General features: G+C 54.4%; 16 protein-coding genes. 11 read left to right on the top strand and 5 right to left on the bottom strand.

What is annotated here, in order from left to right:
* Positions 1 to 2 precede the first annotated feature (2 nt).
* Positions 3 to 2,003 carry a bifunctional tRNA (5-methylaminomethyl-2-thiouridine)(34)-methyltransferase MnmD/FAD-dependent 5-carboxymethylaminomethyl-2-thiouridine(34) oxidoreductase MnmC gene (mnmC, locus tag J4685_RS06255; RefSeq protein WP_000816097.1) on the bottom strand — a complete coding sequence of 667 codons (2,001 nt, stop codon included), beginning with the start codon at positions 2,001 to 2,003 and terminating at the stop codon, positions 3 to 5.
* Between the two features lie 159 nt (positions 2,004 to 2,162).
* On the opposite strand from mnmC, the gene fabB reads away from it, so the two are divergent.
* Positions 2,163 to 3,377, top strand: a complete 1,215-nt coding sequence (gene fabB / locus J4685_RS06250) for a beta-ketoacyl-ACP synthase I (protein WP_000817161.1) — start codon at positions 2,163 to 2,165, stop codon at positions 3,375 to 3,377.
* A gap of 97 nt (positions 3,378 to 3,474) precedes the next feature.
* Positions 3,475 to 4,131: a CPBP family intramembrane glutamic endopeptidase gene (locus J4685_RS06245; protein ID WP_001142916.1), complete on the top strand. Its 657-nt coding sequence runs from the start codon at positions 3,475 to 3,477 to the stop codon at positions 4,129 to 4,131.
* 66 nt (positions 4,132 to 4,197) lie between these two features.
* On the opposite strand, the gene J4685_RS06240 is transcribed toward J4685_RS06245, so the two are convergent.
* From J4685_RS06240 to J4685_RS06230, 3 genes are all read right to left on the bottom strand, one after another.
* On the bottom strand, positions 4,198 to 4,716 hold the full coding sequence (locus J4685_RS06240) for a YbjP/YqhG family protein (protein WP_000847540.1): 519 nt from the start codon (positions 4,714 to 4,716) through the stop codon (positions 4,198 to 4,200).
* Entirely contained in the window at positions 4,716 to 5,084 is a 369-nt protein-coding gene (locus J4685_RS06235) for an NlpC/P60 family protein (RefSeq protein WP_000118254.1), read from the bottom strand. Before J4685_RS06235 ends, J4685_RS06240 begins: the two co-directional genes overlap by 1 nt.
* 168 nt (positions 5,085 to 5,252) lie before the next feature.
* On the bottom strand, positions 5,253 to 5,501 hold the full coding sequence (locus J4685_RS06230) for a transcriptional regulator (RefSeq protein ID WP_000433424.1): 249 nt from the start codon (positions 5,499 to 5,501) through the stop codon (positions 5,253 to 5,255).
* Between the two features lie 172 nt (positions 5,502 to 5,673).
* Here J4685_RS06230 and J4685_RS06225 point away from each other — a divergent pair, with 172 nt between their 5' ends.
* Both J4685_RS06225 and J4685_RS06220 read left to right on the top strand, forming a co-directional pair.
* Positions 5,674 to 6,048, top strand: coding sequence for a hypothetical protein (locus tag J4685_RS06225; RefSeq protein WP_001051266.1), 375 nt, complete (start codon positions 5,674 to 5,676; stop codon positions 6,046 to 6,048).
* A gap of 179 nt (positions 6,049 to 6,227) precedes the next feature.
* Positions 6,228 to 7,406: an MFS transporter gene (locus J4685_RS06220; RefSeq protein ID WP_000127715.1), complete on the top strand. Its 1,179-nt coding sequence runs from the start codon at positions 6,228 to 6,230 to the stop codon at positions 7,404 to 7,406.
* Here J4685_RS06220 and flk read toward each other — a convergent pair.
* On the bottom strand, positions 7,403 to 8,404 hold the full coding sequence (gene flk, locus J4685_RS06215; protein ID WP_000553395.1) for a flagella biosynthesis regulator Flk: 1,002 nt from the start codon (positions 8,402 to 8,404) through the stop codon (positions 7,403 to 7,405). The genes J4685_RS06220 and flk overlap by 4 nt on opposite strands.
* Before the next feature lie 103 nt (positions 8,405 to 8,507).
* On the opposite strand from flk, the gene pdxB reads away from it, so the two are divergent.
* The 7 genes from pdxB (at position 8,508) to dedD (ending at position 15,309) form a co-directional block, all read left to right on the top strand.
* Positions 8,508 to 9,644: a 4-phosphoerythronate dehydrogenase PdxB gene (gene pdxB / locus J4685_RS06210; RefSeq protein ID WP_000699180.1), complete on the top strand. Its 1,137-nt coding sequence runs from the start codon at positions 8,508 to 8,510 to the stop codon at positions 9,642 to 9,644.
* A gap of 67 nt (positions 9,645 to 9,711) precedes the next feature.
* Complete coding sequence (locus J4685_RS06205) at positions 9,712 to 10,725, top strand: aspartate-semialdehyde dehydrogenase (protein WP_001289141.1); 1,014 nt, start codon at positions 9,712 to 9,714, stop codon at positions 10,723 to 10,725.
* Positions 10,725 to 11,537, top strand: a complete 813-nt coding sequence (gene truA / locus J4685_RS06200; RefSeq protein WP_000016631.1) for a tRNA pseudouridine(38-40) synthase TruA — start codon at positions 10,725 to 10,727, stop codon at positions 11,535 to 11,537. Before J4685_RS06205 ends, truA begins: the two co-directional genes overlap by 1 nt.
* A 48-nt stretch (positions 11,538 to 11,585) precedes the next feature.
* Positions 11,586 to 12,245, top strand: coding sequence for a DedA family protein (locus tag J4685_RS06195; protein WP_000364318.1), 660 nt, complete (start codon positions 11,586 to 11,588; stop codon positions 12,243 to 12,245).
* A 149-nt stretch (positions 12,246 to 12,394) separates the two neighbouring features.
* On the top strand, positions 12,395 to 13,309 hold the full coding sequence (accD, locus tag J4685_RS06190) for an acetyl-CoA carboxylase, carboxyltransferase subunit beta (RefSeq protein ID WP_000118384.1): 915 nt from the start codon (positions 12,395 to 12,397) through the stop codon (positions 13,307 to 13,309).
* Between the two features lie 67 nt (positions 13,310 to 13,376).
* Complete coding sequence (gene folC / locus J4685_RS06185; RefSeq protein WP_000792289.1) at positions 13,377 to 14,645, top strand: bifunctional tetrahydrofolate synthase/dihydrofolate synthase; 1,269 nt, start codon at positions 13,377 to 13,379, stop codon at positions 14,643 to 14,645.
* Positions 14,635 to 15,309, top strand: coding sequence for a cell division protein DedD (gene dedD, locus J4685_RS06180; protein ID WP_000157046.1), 675 nt, complete (start codon positions 14,635 to 14,637; stop codon positions 15,307 to 15,309). Before folC ends, dedD begins: the two co-directional genes overlap by 11 nt.
* The last annotated feature ends 305 nt before the right edge of the window (positions 15,310 to 15,614 follow it).

Raw genomic sequence — 15,614 nt, 5'->3', positions numbered from 1 at the left:
CATTACTTCACCGCTTTTCCCTTCAATAACTTTCTCACCCATAACCGATTCGGATTTAACGCCGCCAGCGTACTGGCATCCAGTGGAATCGGCTCGTTACTCATCTGCGCCGCCAGAATTTCTGCGCATAATGGCGCTGAGCACAAACCACGCGATCCCAGTGCGCCAAGCACAAATAAACCCGGATACACAGGCGCAGGCGCCGCCGACGTTTTGTTATCGGCTAAATCGGCGTAATGCGTCAGCGTGGCGTGGTAATCCGGGACATTGCCCACCATCGGCAGATGGTCGCGGGTGGCGCAACGCACGCCGCAACGGGCGCTGTTGCCGCTAACGTCAACCTCTGTGGCCCATTTCGCATCCGGAAAACAGTCAAGCAGACGCTGTCGGTTCTGACGCTGATCTTCTTCGCGCCAGACGGTGCTTTCATCGCCCCGGTGATAGCTGGCGCCAATACAGTGCTGCTGATTATGCGGATTTTGCGGCGTCAGATAGCCGTCGTAGCATAACACCTGACGCAACGCCGAGAGAGCGGGGGTGGTGGGAATATGACTGACCTGCCCCCCGACGGCATACACCGGCAGCGGCTGGGTCTGATCAAAACGGTTAATCTGATGGCCGTTCGCCAGGACGACGGTCTCATGGCTGGCGGTTTCACCTGACGTAAAGCGCAGTTGCCAGCGAGACTCCTGCGCAACGAGCGACGTGAGCGTATGGCGAAAGCGCGTTTGTAAACCCTGTTCGGTCGCCAGTGCGATGACTGCGCGAGTTAATTGTTCCGGGCACAGCCAGCTGCCTGCCGGATAGGTAATTCCTCCGCAGCGTGTCGTCACGCCAACCGCCTGTTCCGCCTCTTCGGCATTGAGCGCCGAGGCCAGTCCGGCGGGCAGCGCCAGGGACAGCATCTGGGTAATTTTCTGCTGGCTTTTCTCATCCCATCCGAGCTGCGTTACGCCGCACCAGTCATGATCAAAAGAGACGGGCAGGGCATCATACAGGCGACGGGCAAAGGTGAATGCGGTCGGGAAAAAGCGATTAATGGCGGCGTCATGTTTGCTAAGGAGCGGATAAAGCGCGCCCTGTCGATTACCGGAAGCGCCCTGGGCGGGCTGATCATCTGCGCAATAGAGCGTCACCTGCCAGCCGCGACGCAGTAACGCCAGTGATAACAGCGCGCTGGCGATGCCGCCGCCAATGATCGCCGTTTCACGTTTTTCGCTTCCGCTGCGGTAAAACCAGGGCGCGGAAAGGGTTGGCATACGGTGTTGTTCCATCACTCCACAAAGCATCTCGCGTTTACGTCCGAAGCCTTTGCGTTTTTGCATGGTAAAACCGGCTTCCTGTAATCCCCGACGGACGAAACCCGCCGAGGTAAACGTCGCTAGCGTTGCGCCGGGCCGCGCCAGCCGCGCCATCGCGTTAAACAGGTTTGGCGTCCACATATCCGGATTTTTCGCCGGGGCAAAACCGTCGAGGAACCAGGCGTCGACTGTTTGATTCAGCGTGGCGTCCAGTTGGTCGGTCAGCTCATTAATATCGCCAAACCACAAATCCAGCGTCACCCGACCCCGATCCAGCAATAGGCGGTGGCACCCCGGGAGCGGCAGCGGCCATTGCGCCTGCAGCTGCTCTGCCCAGGGCGCGAGCTCCGGCCAGTGTTGGTGCGCCAGCGCCAGATCGTCGCGCGTTAACGGGAATTTCTCAAAACTGATGAAATGTAACCTTTGCAGCGTCGCCTGTGGGTGCGCAGAACGAAAGCTGTCAAACGCCTGCCACAGCGTCAGGAAGTTGAGTCCGGTGCCAAAACCGCTTTCCGCGACTATAAATAATGGATGTGAATGTACGGGAAATCGCTCCGCAAGACGATTGCCGCCAAGAAAAACGTAGCGTGTCTCTTCGAGTCCATTGTCATTAGAAAAATAGACATCATCAAAATCTCGGGAAACAGGTGTACCCTCAGCGTTAAATTCGAGTGTGGCGGGTTGTATGGCGTATTGTTTCACGTAAGTTACTCGTCTGACGGGCGGTATCGCGATCTTAACGATGTGTGCCTGATGGCGCAAATTTCCGTACTAAATGGCTGATCGGACTTGTTCGGCGTACAAGTGTACGCTATTGTGCCAATCGAAACTTAAAAATAGTGCGAATTACAGAGGTATTGAATGAAACGTGCAGTGATTACTGGCCTGGGCATCGTTTCCAGCATCGGTAATAACCAGCAGGAAGTCCTGGCATCTCTGCGTGAAGGACGTTCAGGGATCACTTTCTCTCAGGAGCTGAAGGACGCCGGCATGCGTAGCCAGGTATGGGGCAACGTAAAACTGGATACCACTGGCCTCATTGACCGCAAAGTCGTGCGCTTTATGAGCGACGCCTCCATCTATGCTTATCTGTCTATGGAGCAGGCAGTGGCCGACGCCGGTCTGGCGCCGGAAGTCTATCAGAATAACCCGCGTGTCGGCCTGATTGCAGGTTCCGGCGGCGGCTCCCCGAAATTCCAAGTCTTTGGCGCAGACGCCATGCGTAGCCCGCGTGGTCTGAAAGCCGTGGGCCCGTATGTGGTGACGAAAGCAATGGCATCCGGCGTTTCCGCCTGCCTCGCTACGCCGTTTAAAATTTATGGCGTGAACTACTCCATTAGCTCCGCTTGCGCGACCTCCGCACACTGTATCGGCAATGCGGTTGAACAGATCCAACTGGGCAAACAGGACATCGTTTTTGCTGGCGGCGGCGAAGAGCTGTGCTGGGAAATGGCCTGTGAGTTCGATGCGATGGGCGCACTGTCCACCAAATATAACGATACGCCTGAAAAAGCGTCCCGTACCTATGATGCGCACCGTGATGGGTTTGTCATCGCGGGCGGTGGCGGTATGGTTGTTGTCGAAGAGCTGGAACACGCTCTGGCGCGCGGCGCGCATATCTATGCGGAAATCGTCGGTTACGGCGCAACATCCGATGGCGCAGACATGGTTGCTCCGTCTGGTGAAGGCGCAGTACGTTGCATGCAGATGGCGATGCACGGCGTAGACACGCCGATCGACTACCTGAACTCTCACGGTACCTCTACTCCGGTAGGCGACGTGAAAGAACTCGGTGCAATCCGTGAAGTGTTTGGCGATAACAGCCCGGCAATTTCTGCAACCAAAGCGATGACCGGCCACTCGCTGGGTGCCGCAGGCGTGCAGGAAGCTATCTACTCTCTGCTGATGCTGGAGCACGGTTTTATCGCGCCGAGTATCAACATCGAAGAGCTGGATGAGCAGGCTGCGGGTCTGAACATCGTGACCGAAACGACCGAGCGTGAACTGACTACCGTAATGTCTAACAGCTTCGGTTTTGGCGGCACCAACGCCACGCTGGTGATGCGTAAGTTGTAAGCCTGACTATTACGTTGTAGTATCAATAATGAAACAGGTCGCTAATGCGACCTGTTTTTTCATTCAGGGAACAACAAATTATATGGATATTCTATAAATGCCAACTAATACATTAGATAAAATTAGGCATAGTTTGAGTTGTGTGGCTGTTTTATTTGGTTTGCTTGGCATTTTTGTTTTTGCCTCATTTTCGCCTTCCTATGCCTGGCTTTATTTGGGAGGTCTGGCTGCGCCTTTTATATATAGTATTGTTTTTGTCTATGCGATTGCCGCCTGGAGTATTTATTCAAAGTATTATCCGTTTTTATCATTGGGCCGCTTATCATTTGTGGAATGTTTTTTTCCGGCGCTGGCCCTGGTGTGCCTTACCGTTCTCTACAATGCTTTTAGTGGCCCGGAACCCTGGATGGCCGAGTCATCAAGGCAATTTTTTCTTCATAAATTTCTTAACACGCTGGCGATGTGCTTTCTGGCTCCTGTGGCGGAGGAAATTATATTCAGAGGGTTTTTATTAAACAGCAGTATCGGTTGGGGTCGGTACTCAAGAGTTTCCGGTATTATTATTACCTCACTCGCTTTTGCAATTATGCATACACAATATCTCTTTGCGGTGACTTTTGTTTATCTGTTTGTTTTTTCATCGATATTATGCGTTGTTCGAATGAGAAGCCGTGGGCTAATGATACCGATAATACTTCATATTTTAAATAATGCCTGGGTTATTTTCGGCTTACTGTTTTCAGCGACAGAATAAGAGCCTGATGCAAGAGGCGCTTTAACCTCTCCGGTACGAACAAGAGACCGATGGCGGTTCCCTTTTTTAATGCTTCTTATATTCCGGCGCGACTTTCGCTGACCAGGCCTCAGCCTGGGTGATGGCGCCTGCGTCATAAATCGGCTGTTCATAACCCCTGTCAGCATCCCGAACGCGGTAAATTTTCCAGCGTCCCTCTTCCCAACGGGTATAAACTTCCAGGTGGATGGGCGTTGACTCTGTAGCCAACAGAACATCCACTTTTTCTCCGCCGAGGAAAGGGTGTGCCTTCCCAACCCGTAACTGTGGAATCCACTCTGGCGCATAGTCCTGCGCATACATAAAATAATCTGCCCCCACAATCTCCTGTTCATAAAGGGACTGTATTAGCGCCAGGCGATGAATAACCTCTTTAGCAACGTAACGTTGCATTAAGGCGGTGGTGTCGTCAGGGGTATTCACATCGTTCGTGAACGTCGTCATCCATGAGGTATAGAACTGCTTCACGGCCTGCGTACTGTCGTGATGAGGCGCAGAGCAACTACAAAGCAACAGGATAAGCGCGACAAGGGAGAACGTTTTCATTAATTCTTCCTGTAGATGGTATATGAGGGCCTGGCTGCCCGGTAGCCCGGGCCGGCCCACAGATCGCGTTGTTTAAAATCTGAATACCACTGTGCACCATCGTATATCGCCATGTGACCGCTCGGGTTTCCGCCAGCGTAAGGTTGAATAATGATGACGTCACCCTCGCGCGGCATTTCATAGGTACCAATAGCGGTGAATCCGGCGCTTCTTAACATTGGGCCATAATCTTTCGCATGATATGTATGCCCCAGCGTGATACCGCCCGCCTGAATTGCCTTTCGGGTAAATTCCGCACACCGGCCTTGAGAATGAGAACCTGCATGCGTTTTGGCATAATTAACCGCCATTCTTTTATCCCAACTCATAATGATTCCTGTTAATAAAATACGTAATAGCAATGACGTAATGCTTTAACAGTATTTGATTCGGGAAGCATGACAGATAGTGCTATTACTATTTCCAATAGAATAAGTTTAAATATTTATTAATTGTTGGGATTGATAAGTTAAGGCCAATTTATTCAGCATTAACTATTATTCTGCGGTATCGGCATCATTTTTTATTTGCATATCATCATAGCGCGACGGCCAGATCTCTTTCGGCGTGATGCCCAGCGCGTCCGCAATAATCCGTTCAGCTCTCGGCCAGGAACGGGTAAAGACATTGCGCAGTGAATCAGGTGATAAACCGGCCTGACGAGAAAGATCTCTGAGCGTAATACCTCTTTTTTCAAGTGCACTTTTAATATCTGCACGATGCCAGTCTTGGCTTTTTGGTTCCATTCTGTAATCCTAAGAAGATGTGTTATCGGCACCGATATTTTTAAGGTAAAAATTAGCGCGAGAAAAAGAAAGTTACTTTCTTTTTCACTCTGAGAATAGTGCCAGAAAGAAAGCAAAATTTCGCGAAAAAGAAGAAATATTTTTATTTCATCAGGGGAAAGGAAAGAAACCGATGGCAAAGGAATGGTTCACGGTTAAGGAATGTCTTGGCTTACCGGGGTTTCCGGGAAGCGAGCCTGCGGTTCGCGAACGTTTGTATAAGTACAGCGAAGGGAAAGAGGGTGTCAGGCGTAAGCGTGTTAAATCAAAGGCCGAGGAGTTTCATATATCTGTTTTCCCTCTTTATGTTCATCGTTATCTTGACGACAGCGGAGAGGAACCGACGCCAGAACCCATTTCCTTACAGGAAGCGGAGCCTGAAGATATCTGGGAGATGATGTTCAGGTTACTGACGCCAGAACAGCGCAAGCAGGTGACCGGACGGTTTAAGGTGAGAGGGATGAAAGCGGTCTTTCCCTTTCTGTTTGATGACACGCCGCCACGTTGATAGCCTGGCTGCAATTTCAAGGTTGACAAGTTTCGCGTCTCACAGGCAGACTTCACTTTCTACATTATCCTTCCGATAATGCGTAAGCGTTTAACGTTATCCAACGCACCTTAATCCTGACGTTCAGGTAGAGGGGGGCGTGGCCTTTCCCCGCCTTACTCTGCATTCTGGAGTAATGCATGACAGCAGTTAGCCAAAAAACAACGACCCCGTCTGCGAATTTTTCGCTGTTCCGCATCGCCTTTGCGGCTTTCCTGACCTATATGACGGTCGGCCTGCCGTTACCCGTCATCCCGCTTTTTGTCCATCACGAACTGGGCTATAGCAATACGATGGTTGGGATCGCCGTGGGCATTCAGTTTTTTGCGACGGTACTGACGCGCGGCTATGCCGGACGGCTGGCGGATCAATATGGCGCTAAACGATCGGCGTTACAGGGGATGTTTGCCTGCGGGCTGGCGGGCGCCGCCTGGCTCCTGGCCGCGCTGCTGCCGGTTTCCGCGCCGGTAAAATTCGCGCTGCTTATTGTCGGGCGTTTGATCCTCGGATTTGGCGAAAGTCAGCTGCTGACCGGAACCCTGACCTGGGGACTGGGGCTGGTTGGCCCAACGCGTTCCGGTAAGGTGATGTCGTGGAACGGAATGGCGATTTACGGCGCGCTGGCGGCCGGTGCGCCGTTGGGCTTGCTGATCCATAGCCACTTTGGCTTCGCGGCGCTGGCGGGGACGACGATGGTTTTACCGCTGCTGGCCTGGGCATTCAACGGCACCGTGCGTAAAGTGCCTGCGTATACGGGGGAGCGACCTTCACTGTGGAGCGTGGTCGGGCTTATCTGGAAACCGGGCCTGGGCCTGGCATTGCAGGGCGTGGGCTTTGCCGTCATCGGTACGTTTATTTCACTTTATTTTGTCAGCAATGGCTGGACGATGGCGGGATTCACCCTGACCGCGTTTGGCGGTGCGTTTGTACTGATGCGCATATTGTTCGGTTGGATGCCGGATCGCTTTGGCGGCGTGAAGGTCGCCGTTGTCTCATTGCTGGTTGAGACGGCAGGGTTGCTGCTCTTGTGGCTGGCGCCGACGGCCTGGATAGCGCTGGTAGGCGCGGCGCTCACCGGGGCAGGGTGTTCACTGATTTTCCCGGCGCTGGGCGTGGAGGTTGTGAAACGCGTACCTGCACAGGTACGCGGTACGGCGCTCGGCGGCTACGCCGCGTTTCAGGATATCTCCTACGGCGTTACCGGCCCGCTGGCGGGCATGCTGGCCACGTCATGCGGCTATCCTTCCGTATTTCTCGCGGGAGCGATCTCCGCAGTGGTTGGCATCCTGGTGACGATATTATCGTTCCGGCGTGGTTAAGAAACCAGCCAGAAAAGCGCCAGTACAATTATTAGCGCGATAAACAACAGGCCTGGTCGCGCAGACAGATTTTTCACGGTTTCAATCATCGGCGCAAACGGGCGGTAGATGGGTTGAATAGAGAGCGGTTCGAGCTCATCCGCCTCCCGCTCTACGCGACGCAGGAAAATATGGTTAAGTAAATCCTGCACCTGGGCGGTGGTCAGCACCGTTTGCGGCTGAATTTGATAAGTGTGTTGGGCATACTCTTTGATCGCTGTGAGTTCGTCCGGTTCCAGCGGTTGTTTTAACGCAGCCTGCAGCGTATGTAGCGTAGGTGCGTGTTGTAGTGACAGCGTCTGCCGCGCCTGTAGCCATGTCGCCAGATGGGTAAACTGTTTTGCCGGAATGAGCTCGCCGCTTTTCACGCCGGAGAGTTCCAGCATTGATTGCCAGATAAGTTTGTTTGACTCGCCGGTCGCGGCCGCCAGCTTCGTCACCAACTGATTCAACGTATTATGTTCAGCAGGCAATAATGGCCGATCCGTTGCCGGACGTTGCTGCGGCTGCGGAATGGAAAGCTGCCCTTGTTGCAGAAGCGTCAGCACGTTTTTGAGTTGATCGGGCGTAAGCTGGCTAAGCGCGGTTTGACCGTATTGCTGACGGATAAAATCGCTGACGGCCTGACGATTATTCCCGACGCCAAGCAGCTCTGTTAGCTGTGAAAGTACCTGACGATTGGCGTGATTTTGCTGCGCTACGCCCAGACGCTGGGTAAGATTCTGTTCAGCGGCGGGGAAGTGGCGCGACAGTAGCGGCGCGTCATTTTTTATCCCCAGATCGTGTTTCATTCCGGCCCATACTTCCGCGCTTTGCTGCTGGGTCAGTGAAATCAGGCGCGTGATCAGCCTTTCCAGTACCGTACGCTGTTGCATGGAAAGCGGCTGCTCGCTCGCAGCGGAAAGAGGATTACGCCCTTCGCCTGGAGGCTGTGCAGGGGCGCCGGAGATGGGATGCATAATTAATTATCCTTTAACCATAAATCTGAGCAATATATGCCTGGCGGCCAGATTATGGCACACTTGTCCGGTTAACTCTCGTTCTCAAACAGGTACGACAGTCGTGAAAATTCTCGTTGATGAAAATATGCCTTACGCCCGCGAATTATTTAGCCGCCTGGGTGAGGTAAAGGCAGTGCCGGGTCGCCCGATCCCCGTTGAAGAATTGAACCATGCCGATGCGTTAATGGTGCGTTCGGTCACGAAAGTGAATGAATCGCTGCTGAGCGGCACGCCGATTAACTTCGTTGGTACTGCTACGGCAGGCACCGATCATGTGGATGAGGCATGGCTGAAGCAGGCGGGCATCGGTTTTTCAGCCGCGCCCGGCTGTAATGCTATCGCCGTGGTGGAGTATGTGTTTTCCGCGCTGTTGATGCTGGCCGAACGTGACGGCTTTTCGTTACGCGATCGCACTATAGGGATTGTCGGCGTGGGTAACGTCGGAAGCCGGCTACAGACCAGGCTTGAAGCGTTGGGTATCCGCACGTTGCTGTGCGATCCGCCACGCGCCGCACGCGGGGACGAGGGTGATTTTCGTACGCTGGATGAGCTGGTGCAGGAAGCGGATGTCCTGACTTTCCATACGCCGCTCTATAAAGACGGACCGTACAAAACGCTGCATCTGGCCGATGAGACGCTGATCCGTCGACTGAAACCCGGCGTCATTCTCATTAACGCCTGCCGCGGCCCGGTGGTGGATAACGCCGCATTGCTGGCGCGACTCAATGCCGGGCAGCCGCTGAGCGTGGTGCTTGATGTGTGGGAGGGCGAACCGGATCTTAACGTCGCGCTACTGGAAGCCGTGGATATCGGCACGTCGCATATTGCCGGCTATACGCTGGAAGGCAAAGCGCGCGGCACCACCCAGGTCTTTGAGGCGTATAGCGCGTTTATCGGTCGCGAGCAGCGTGTCGCGCTGGAGACATTACTGCCTGCGCCTGAGTTTGATCGTATTACGCTTCACGGCCCGCTGGATCAACCGACGCTGAAAAGACTGGCGCATTTGGTGTATGATGTGCGCCGCGACGATGCGCCGCTGCGTAAAGTCGCTGGAATTCCGGGTGAATTTGATAAATTGCGTAAAAATTATCTTGAGCGCCGTGAATGGTCGTCTTTATACGTGATGTGTGACGACGAAACGGCAGCCGCCTTGCTGTGTAAGCTAGGTTTTAACGCTGTTCATCACCCGGCACATTAATGTCTTCTTAATGCTCCCTGTCGAATAATGCGACAGGGACGCTTATGTATTTCTGGAGTAAATCACCATGTCTGAAGGCTGGAACATTGCCATTCTGGGCGCAACGGGCGCCGTAGGCGAAGCCCTGCTTGAAACACTGGCTGAACGTCAGTTCCCGGTCGGTGAAATTTATGCGTTGGCGCGTCATGAAAGCGCGGGCGAGCACCTCCGTTTTGGTGGCAAGTCGGTCATTGTCCAGGATGCGGCGGACTTTGACTGGACGCAGGCGCAGTTGGCGTTTTTCGTTGCCGGCGCAGAGGCATCGGCTGCCTGGATAGACGACGCGACCAATGCAGGTTGCCTGGTGATAGATTCCAGCGGTCTGTTCGCGCTGGAGCCTGATGTGCCGCTGGTCGTGCCGGAAGTTAACCCGTATGTACTGGCGGATTACCGCAACCGTAACGTGATTGCGGTCGCCGATAGTCTGACCAGTCAACTGCTGGCGGCGCTCAAGCCGTTAATCGATCAGGGGGGACTGTCGCGCATCGCCGTCACCAGTATGTTATCAGCGTCCGCACAGGGGAAAAAAGCGGTCGATGCGCTGGCCGGACAGAGTGCGAAGCTGCTTAACGGCATACCGATTGATGAAGATGATTTCTTTGGCCGCCAGTTGGCGTTCAATATGCTGCCGCTGCTGCCGGATCGTGAAGGCAGCGTGCGCCAGGAACGTCGTATCGTCGATGAAGTGCGTAAAATTTTGCAGGACGATGGCGTGATGATCTCCGCCAGTGTCGTGCAGTCGCCGGTGTTCTATGGCCATGCGCAGATGGTGAGCTTTGAAGCGCTCCGTCCGCTGGCGGCGGAAGAGGCGCGCGAGGCGTTTTCCCGCGGTGAAGATATCGTACTGTCAGAAGAGACGGATTACCCGACGCAGGTGGGCGACGCTTCCGGCAATCCACAGCTCTCTATTGGCTGTGTGCATAATGATTACGGTATGCCGGAACAAATTCAGTTCTGGTCAGTGGCGGACAACGTGCGTTTCGGCGGTGCGCTGATGGCCGTTAAAATTGCGGAGAAGCTGGTGCAGGAGTATCTGTACTGATGTCCGGACAGCAATCATCGCCGGTCTATAAAATTGCGCTGGGTATTGAGTACGACGGCAGCAAGTATTATGGCTGGCAGCGTCAGAATGAAGTGCGCAGTGTGCAGGAAAAGCTGGAAAAAGCGCTCTCGCAGGTGGCAAATGAACCTATTAACGTGTTCTGCGCCGGGCGCACCGATGCCGGCGTTCACGGCACCGGGCAGGTTGTCCATTTCGAAACGACCGCATTGCGCAAAGATGCGGCATGGACGCTGGGGGTAAATGCGAATTTGCCTGGTGACATTGCCGTGCGCTGGGTGAAAACTGTACCGGATGATTTTCACGCGCGATTTAGCGCTACGGCTCGCCGTTATCGCTATATCATCTACAATCATCGACTGCGTCCTGCGGTGTTAGCAAAAGGCGTGACGCATTACTATGAGCCGCTGGATGCAGAGCGGATGCATCGCGCGGCGCAGTGTCTGCTTGGCGAAAATGATTTTACCTCGTTTCGCGCGGTGCAGTGCCAGTCGCGCACGCCGTGGCGTAATGTGATGCACATCAACGTTACCCGCCACGGCCCTTATGTGGTGGTCGATATCAAAGCGAATGCCTTTGTTCATCATATGGTCAGGAATATTGTCGGCAGCCTGCTGGAAGTAGGCGCTCACAACCAGCCGGAGAGCTGGATCGCAGAGCTGTTAGCGGCCAGGGACAGAACGCTGGCGGCGGCAACGGCGAAGGCGGAAGGGCTATATTTGGTTGCGGTAGATTACCCTGACCGGTTTGACCTTCCAAAACCGCCAATGGGCCCGCTATTTCTGGCGGACTAATCCGAATCGTACACCCGAAACGTGTCGGGTAGAAAGGCAAAGACAAATATGGACCTGATCTACTTTATTATTGATTTTATTCTGCACATCGATGTGCATCTGGCGGAGCTGGTCGCGGAGTACGGCGTCTGGGTGTACGCTATTTTGTTTTTGATTCTGTTTTGTGAAACCGGCCTGGTCGTCACGCCGTTCCTGCCAGGCGACTCGCTGCTGTTTGTCGCCGGGGCGCTGGCTTCGCTGGAAACCAACGATCTCAATGTGCATGTCATGGTGGCGTTAATGCTGATCGCCGCAATTGTCGGCGATGCGGTAAATTACACGATTGGTCGACTGTTCGGCGAAAAACTGTTCAGTAATCCGAATTCGAAAATTTTCCGCCGCAGTTATCTGGATAAAACCCACCAGTTTTATGAAAAACACGGCGGTAAAACTATCATTCTCGCTCGCTTCGTGCCGATCGTCAGAACCTTTGCGCCGTTTGTGGCAGGGATGGGGCACATGTCCTATCGGCATTTTGCCGCCTATAACGTCATCGGCGCGCTGCTGTGGGTGCTGCTCTTTACCTACGCCGGTTATTTCTTCGGTACGATACCGTTGATTCAGGATAACCTTAAGCTGCTGATTGTGGGGATTATCGTGGTTTCGATATTACCTGGCGTCATTGAGATTGTCCGGCATAAGCGCGCTGCGTCGCGTGCCGCAAAATAGAAAGTAACTCAGCGGTTCGACCACTTTTTTATCCAAAGTTTCGGGCTGTTATGTTTTAATGTGCAACATTCATGGTCTGTTGGGGGCAAAAATGGCATTATGCGCCCCTTATAATAAAGCTGACTAAGGTTCAGGCAGAAAGGTCACCAATGAGCTGGATTGAACGAATTAAAAGCAACATTACTCCCACCCGCAAGGCTAGCATTCCTGAAGGGGTGTGGACCAAGTGTGATAGCTGCGGTCAGGTTTTATACCGCGCTGAGCTGGAACGTAATCTTGAGGTCTGTCCTAAGTGTGACCATCATATGCGCATGTCGGCGCGCAATCGCCTGCATAGCCTGTTAGATGAAGGTTCCCTTGTGGAGTTAGGTAGCGAGCTGGAGCCAAAAGACGTGCTCAAGTTCCGCGACTCCAAAAAATATAAAGACAGACTGGCGTCCGCGCAGAAAGAAACCGGCGAGAAAGACGCGCTGGTGGTCATGAAAGGGACGCTTCACGGTATGCCGGTTGTCGCCGCCGCGTTTGAATTCGCGTTCATGGGCGGCTCAATGGGGTCTGTCGTTGGCGCACGCTTCGTTCGCGCCGTTGAACAGGCGCTGGAAGACAACTGTCCGTTAGTGTGTTTCTCTGCTTCCGGCGGCGCGCGTATGCAAGAAGCGTTGATGTCGCTGATGCAGATGGCGAAAACCTCTGCTGCGCTGGCGAAAATGCAGGAACGTGGTCTGCCCTACATTTCGGTATTGACCGATCCGACAATGGGCGGCGTTTCCGCCAGTTTTGCGATGCTGGGCGATCTCAACATCGCCGAGCCAAAAGCCCTGATTGGCTTCGCCGGCCCGCGCGTTATCGAACAAACCGTTCGTGAGAAGCTCCCGCCAGGATTCCAGCGCAGTGAGTTCCTGATCGAAAAAGGCGCTATTGATATGATCGTCCGCCGCCCGGAAATGCGCCTGAAGCTGGCGAGCATTCTGGCGAAGCTGATGAATCTGCCCGCGCCGAACCCGGACGCCCCGCGTGAAGGCGTGGTGGTGCCTCCGGCGCCGGATCAGGAGTCTGAGGTCTGATAACTGAAAAGGGCAGGGCCGCAGGCTCTGCCCTTTTGCTTTTCACCGTAAAGAAGCAGCGGAATCAATGAAAAACAAATCTATACCTCAAGCTGCGTCGCCCCTGGCCTCGTGGCTTTCTTATCTGGAAAACCTGCACAGCAAGAGTATCGATTTAGGCCTTGAGCGCGTAAGCCAGGTGGCAGCGCGTCTGGACATCCTCAAGCCTGCGCCGTTCGTTTTTACCGTTGCGGGAACCAACGGCAAAGGTACGACCTGTCGCACGCTGGAGTCGGTGTTAATCGCGGCGGGATACCGTGTGGGCGTCTATAGTTCGCCTCATCTGGTACGTTACACCGAGCGCGTGCGCGTGCAGGGGAAAGAATTAGCGGAATCCGCGCATACCGCGTCCTTTGCGGAAATAGAAACGGCGCGCGGCGATATTTCATTGACCTATTTTGAATATGGTACGTTGTCGGCATTGTGGCTGTTTAAACAGGCTAACCTTGACGTGGTGATTCTGGAGGTCGGGTTGGGCGGGCGCCTGGACGCCACGAACATTGTGGATGCCGATGTAGCGGTAATTACCAGCATCGCGCTTGACCATACTGACTGGCTGGGGCCGGATCGCGAAAGTATCGGCCGCGAGAAGGCCGGGATTTTTCGTGCGGAAAAACCCGCTATCGTCGGCGAACCGGAAATGCCGGCAACCATCGCGGATGTCGCGCAGGAGACCGGCGCGCTGTTGCGGCGTCGCGGCGTTGACTGGCGTTATGAGGTGACAGCGACCCACTGGGCGTTTACCGATGGTGACGGCACGCTTGCCGGACTGCCGTTGCCGCAGGTTCCCCAGCCGAATGCCGCCACCGCTCTGGCCGCGCTGCGCGCCAGCAGGTTGAACATTGACGAGCAGGCGATTCGCGACGGTATTGCGCAGGCTACCTTGCCGGGACGTTTTCAAATCGTGAGTGAGTCGCCGCGCGTTATCTTTGATGTTGCCCATAATCCTCACGCGGCGGAATACCTGACGGGTCGTCTGAAAATGTTGCCGAAACGCGGGCGCGTGCTTGCGGTGATTGGTATGCTGCATGATAAAGATATCGCCGGCACGTTAGCCTGGTTGAAAAGCGTGGTTGACGACTGGTATTGTGCTCCGTTAGAGGGGCCGCGCGGCGCGACGGCGGAACAACTTCTGGAACATCTGGGGAAAGGGAATGTCTATGATAGCGTCGCGCAGGCATGGCAGGCCGCTATCGACGCGGCGCAGCCAGAAGATACCGTGCTGGTGTGCGGATCGTTCCACACCGTCGCACATGTTATGGAAGTGATAGACGCGGGGAGAATCGGTGGCGAGTAAGTTTCAGAATCGTTTAGTCGGCACGATTGTGTTAGTCGCGCTGGGGGTTATTGTGCTTCCCGGTCTGCTGGACGGACAGAAAAAGCATTATCGGGATGAATTTGCTGCGATTCCACTGGTACCGAAGCCTGGCGACCGTGATGAGCCGGATATGATGCCTGCCGCAACGCAGGCGCTGCCGACACAGCCGCCGGAAGGGGCGGCTGAAGAGGTGCGGGCGGGAGATGCGGCAGCGCCATCGCTGGACCCGTCGCGCATGGCGTCTAACAATGTTGAGCTTGATCCGATACCGGCGGAGACGTCTAAACCGAAGCCGGTTGAAAAGCCGAAGCCGCAGCCTAAACCGCAACAGCCGGTTGTCGCCGCTTCCACGCCGACGCCCGCGCCGCAACCAGTCGCCGACGATAAACCTGCGCCGACCGGCAAAGCCTATGTCGTACAGTTGGGCGCGCTGAAAAATGCGGATAAAGTCAACGAGATAGTCGGCAAGCTTCGTTCCGCCGGGTTCCGGGTTTATACTTCCCCCTCAACGCCGGTACAGGGTAAAATAACCCGTATTCTCGTCGGGCCGGATGCGTCGAAAGATAAGATGAAAGGATCGCTTGGCGAGCTCAAGCAGATTTCCGGGTTAAGCGGCGTGGTGATGGGATATAGCCCGAACTAAGGCGCGTTTTGCCTGAGCGCGCAGCGTTAAGGCCTACGGTGTTCACCTGGTAATAGCCGAAGTTCTGTAGGCTGGATAAGGGGTTTACGCCGTCATCCGGCAGAAGGAATAAACCTGGTATCCTGCGCTTATCAGGCCGATGGCAGCTCTTCTGGTTGTGCCCGAAGAGATAAAAAGTGTGATGGCGTTGAATATTTTTTCAGCGCCATTTTTATTTACGCGTGGGAAGGAAATCCCTACGCAAACGTTTTCTTTTTCTGTTAGAATGCGCCCCGAACAGGACGACAGGGCGTAAAATCGTGGGA

Origin of the sequence: Salmonella sp. 32100201201700099SM (assembly GCF_017572645.1) — a bacterium.
Classification (GTDB): Bacteria; Pseudomonadota; Gammaproteobacteria; order Enterobacterales; family Enterobacteriaceae; genus Salmonella; species Salmonella enterica.
The sequence above is the reverse complement of the archived record's forward strand: the minus strand, read 5'-3'. Positions and strand labels throughout refer to the sequence as shown.

Coding starts and splice junctions, on each gene's coding strand:
- fabB (WP_000817161.1), top strand. CDS start 2,163: ATGAAACGTGCAGTGATTACTGGCCTGGGCATCGTTTCCAGCATCGGT.
- J4685_RS06245 (WP_001142916.1), top strand. CDS start 3,475: ATGCCAACTAATACATTAGATAAAATTAGGCATAGTTTGAGTTGTGTG.
- J4685_RS06240 (WP_000847540.1), bottom strand. CDS start 4,716: ATGAAAACGTTCTCCCTTGTCGCGCTTATCCTGTTGCTTTGTAGTTGC.
- J4685_RS06235 (WP_000118254.1), bottom strand. CDS start 5,084: ATGAGTTGGGATAAAAGAATGGCGGTTAATTATGCCAAAACGCATGCA.
- J4685_RS06230 (WP_000433424.1), bottom strand. CDS start 5,501: ATGGAACCAAAAAGCCAAGACTGGCATCGTGCAGATATTAAAAGTGCA.
- J4685_RS06225 (WP_001051266.1), top strand. CDS start 5,674: ATGGCAAAGGAATGGTTCACGGTTAAGGAATGTCTTGGCTTACCGGGG.
- J4685_RS06220 (WP_000127715.1), top strand. CDS start 6,228: ATGACAGCAGTTAGCCAAAAAACAACGACCCCGTCTGCGAATTTTTCG.
- flk (WP_000553395.1), bottom strand. CDS start 8,404: ATGCATCCCATCTCCGGCGCCCCTGCACAGCCTCCAGGCGAAGGGCGT.
- J4685_RS06205 (WP_001289141.1), top strand. CDS start 9,712: ATGTCTGAAGGCTGGAACATTGCCATTCTGGGCGCAACGGGCGCCGTA.
- truA (WP_000016631.1), top strand. CDS start 10,725: ATGTCCGGACAGCAATCATCGCCGGTCTATAAAATTGCGCTGGGTATT.
- J4685_RS06195 (WP_000364318.1), top strand. CDS start 11,586: ATGGACCTGATCTACTTTATTATTGATTTTATTCTGCACATCGATGTG.
- accD (WP_000118384.1), top strand. CDS start 12,395: ATGAGCTGGATTGAACGAATTAAAAGCAACATTACTCCCACCCGCAAG.
- folC (WP_000792289.1), top strand. CDS start 13,377: ATGAAAAACAAATCTATACCTCAAGCTGCGTCGCCCCTGGCCTCGTGG.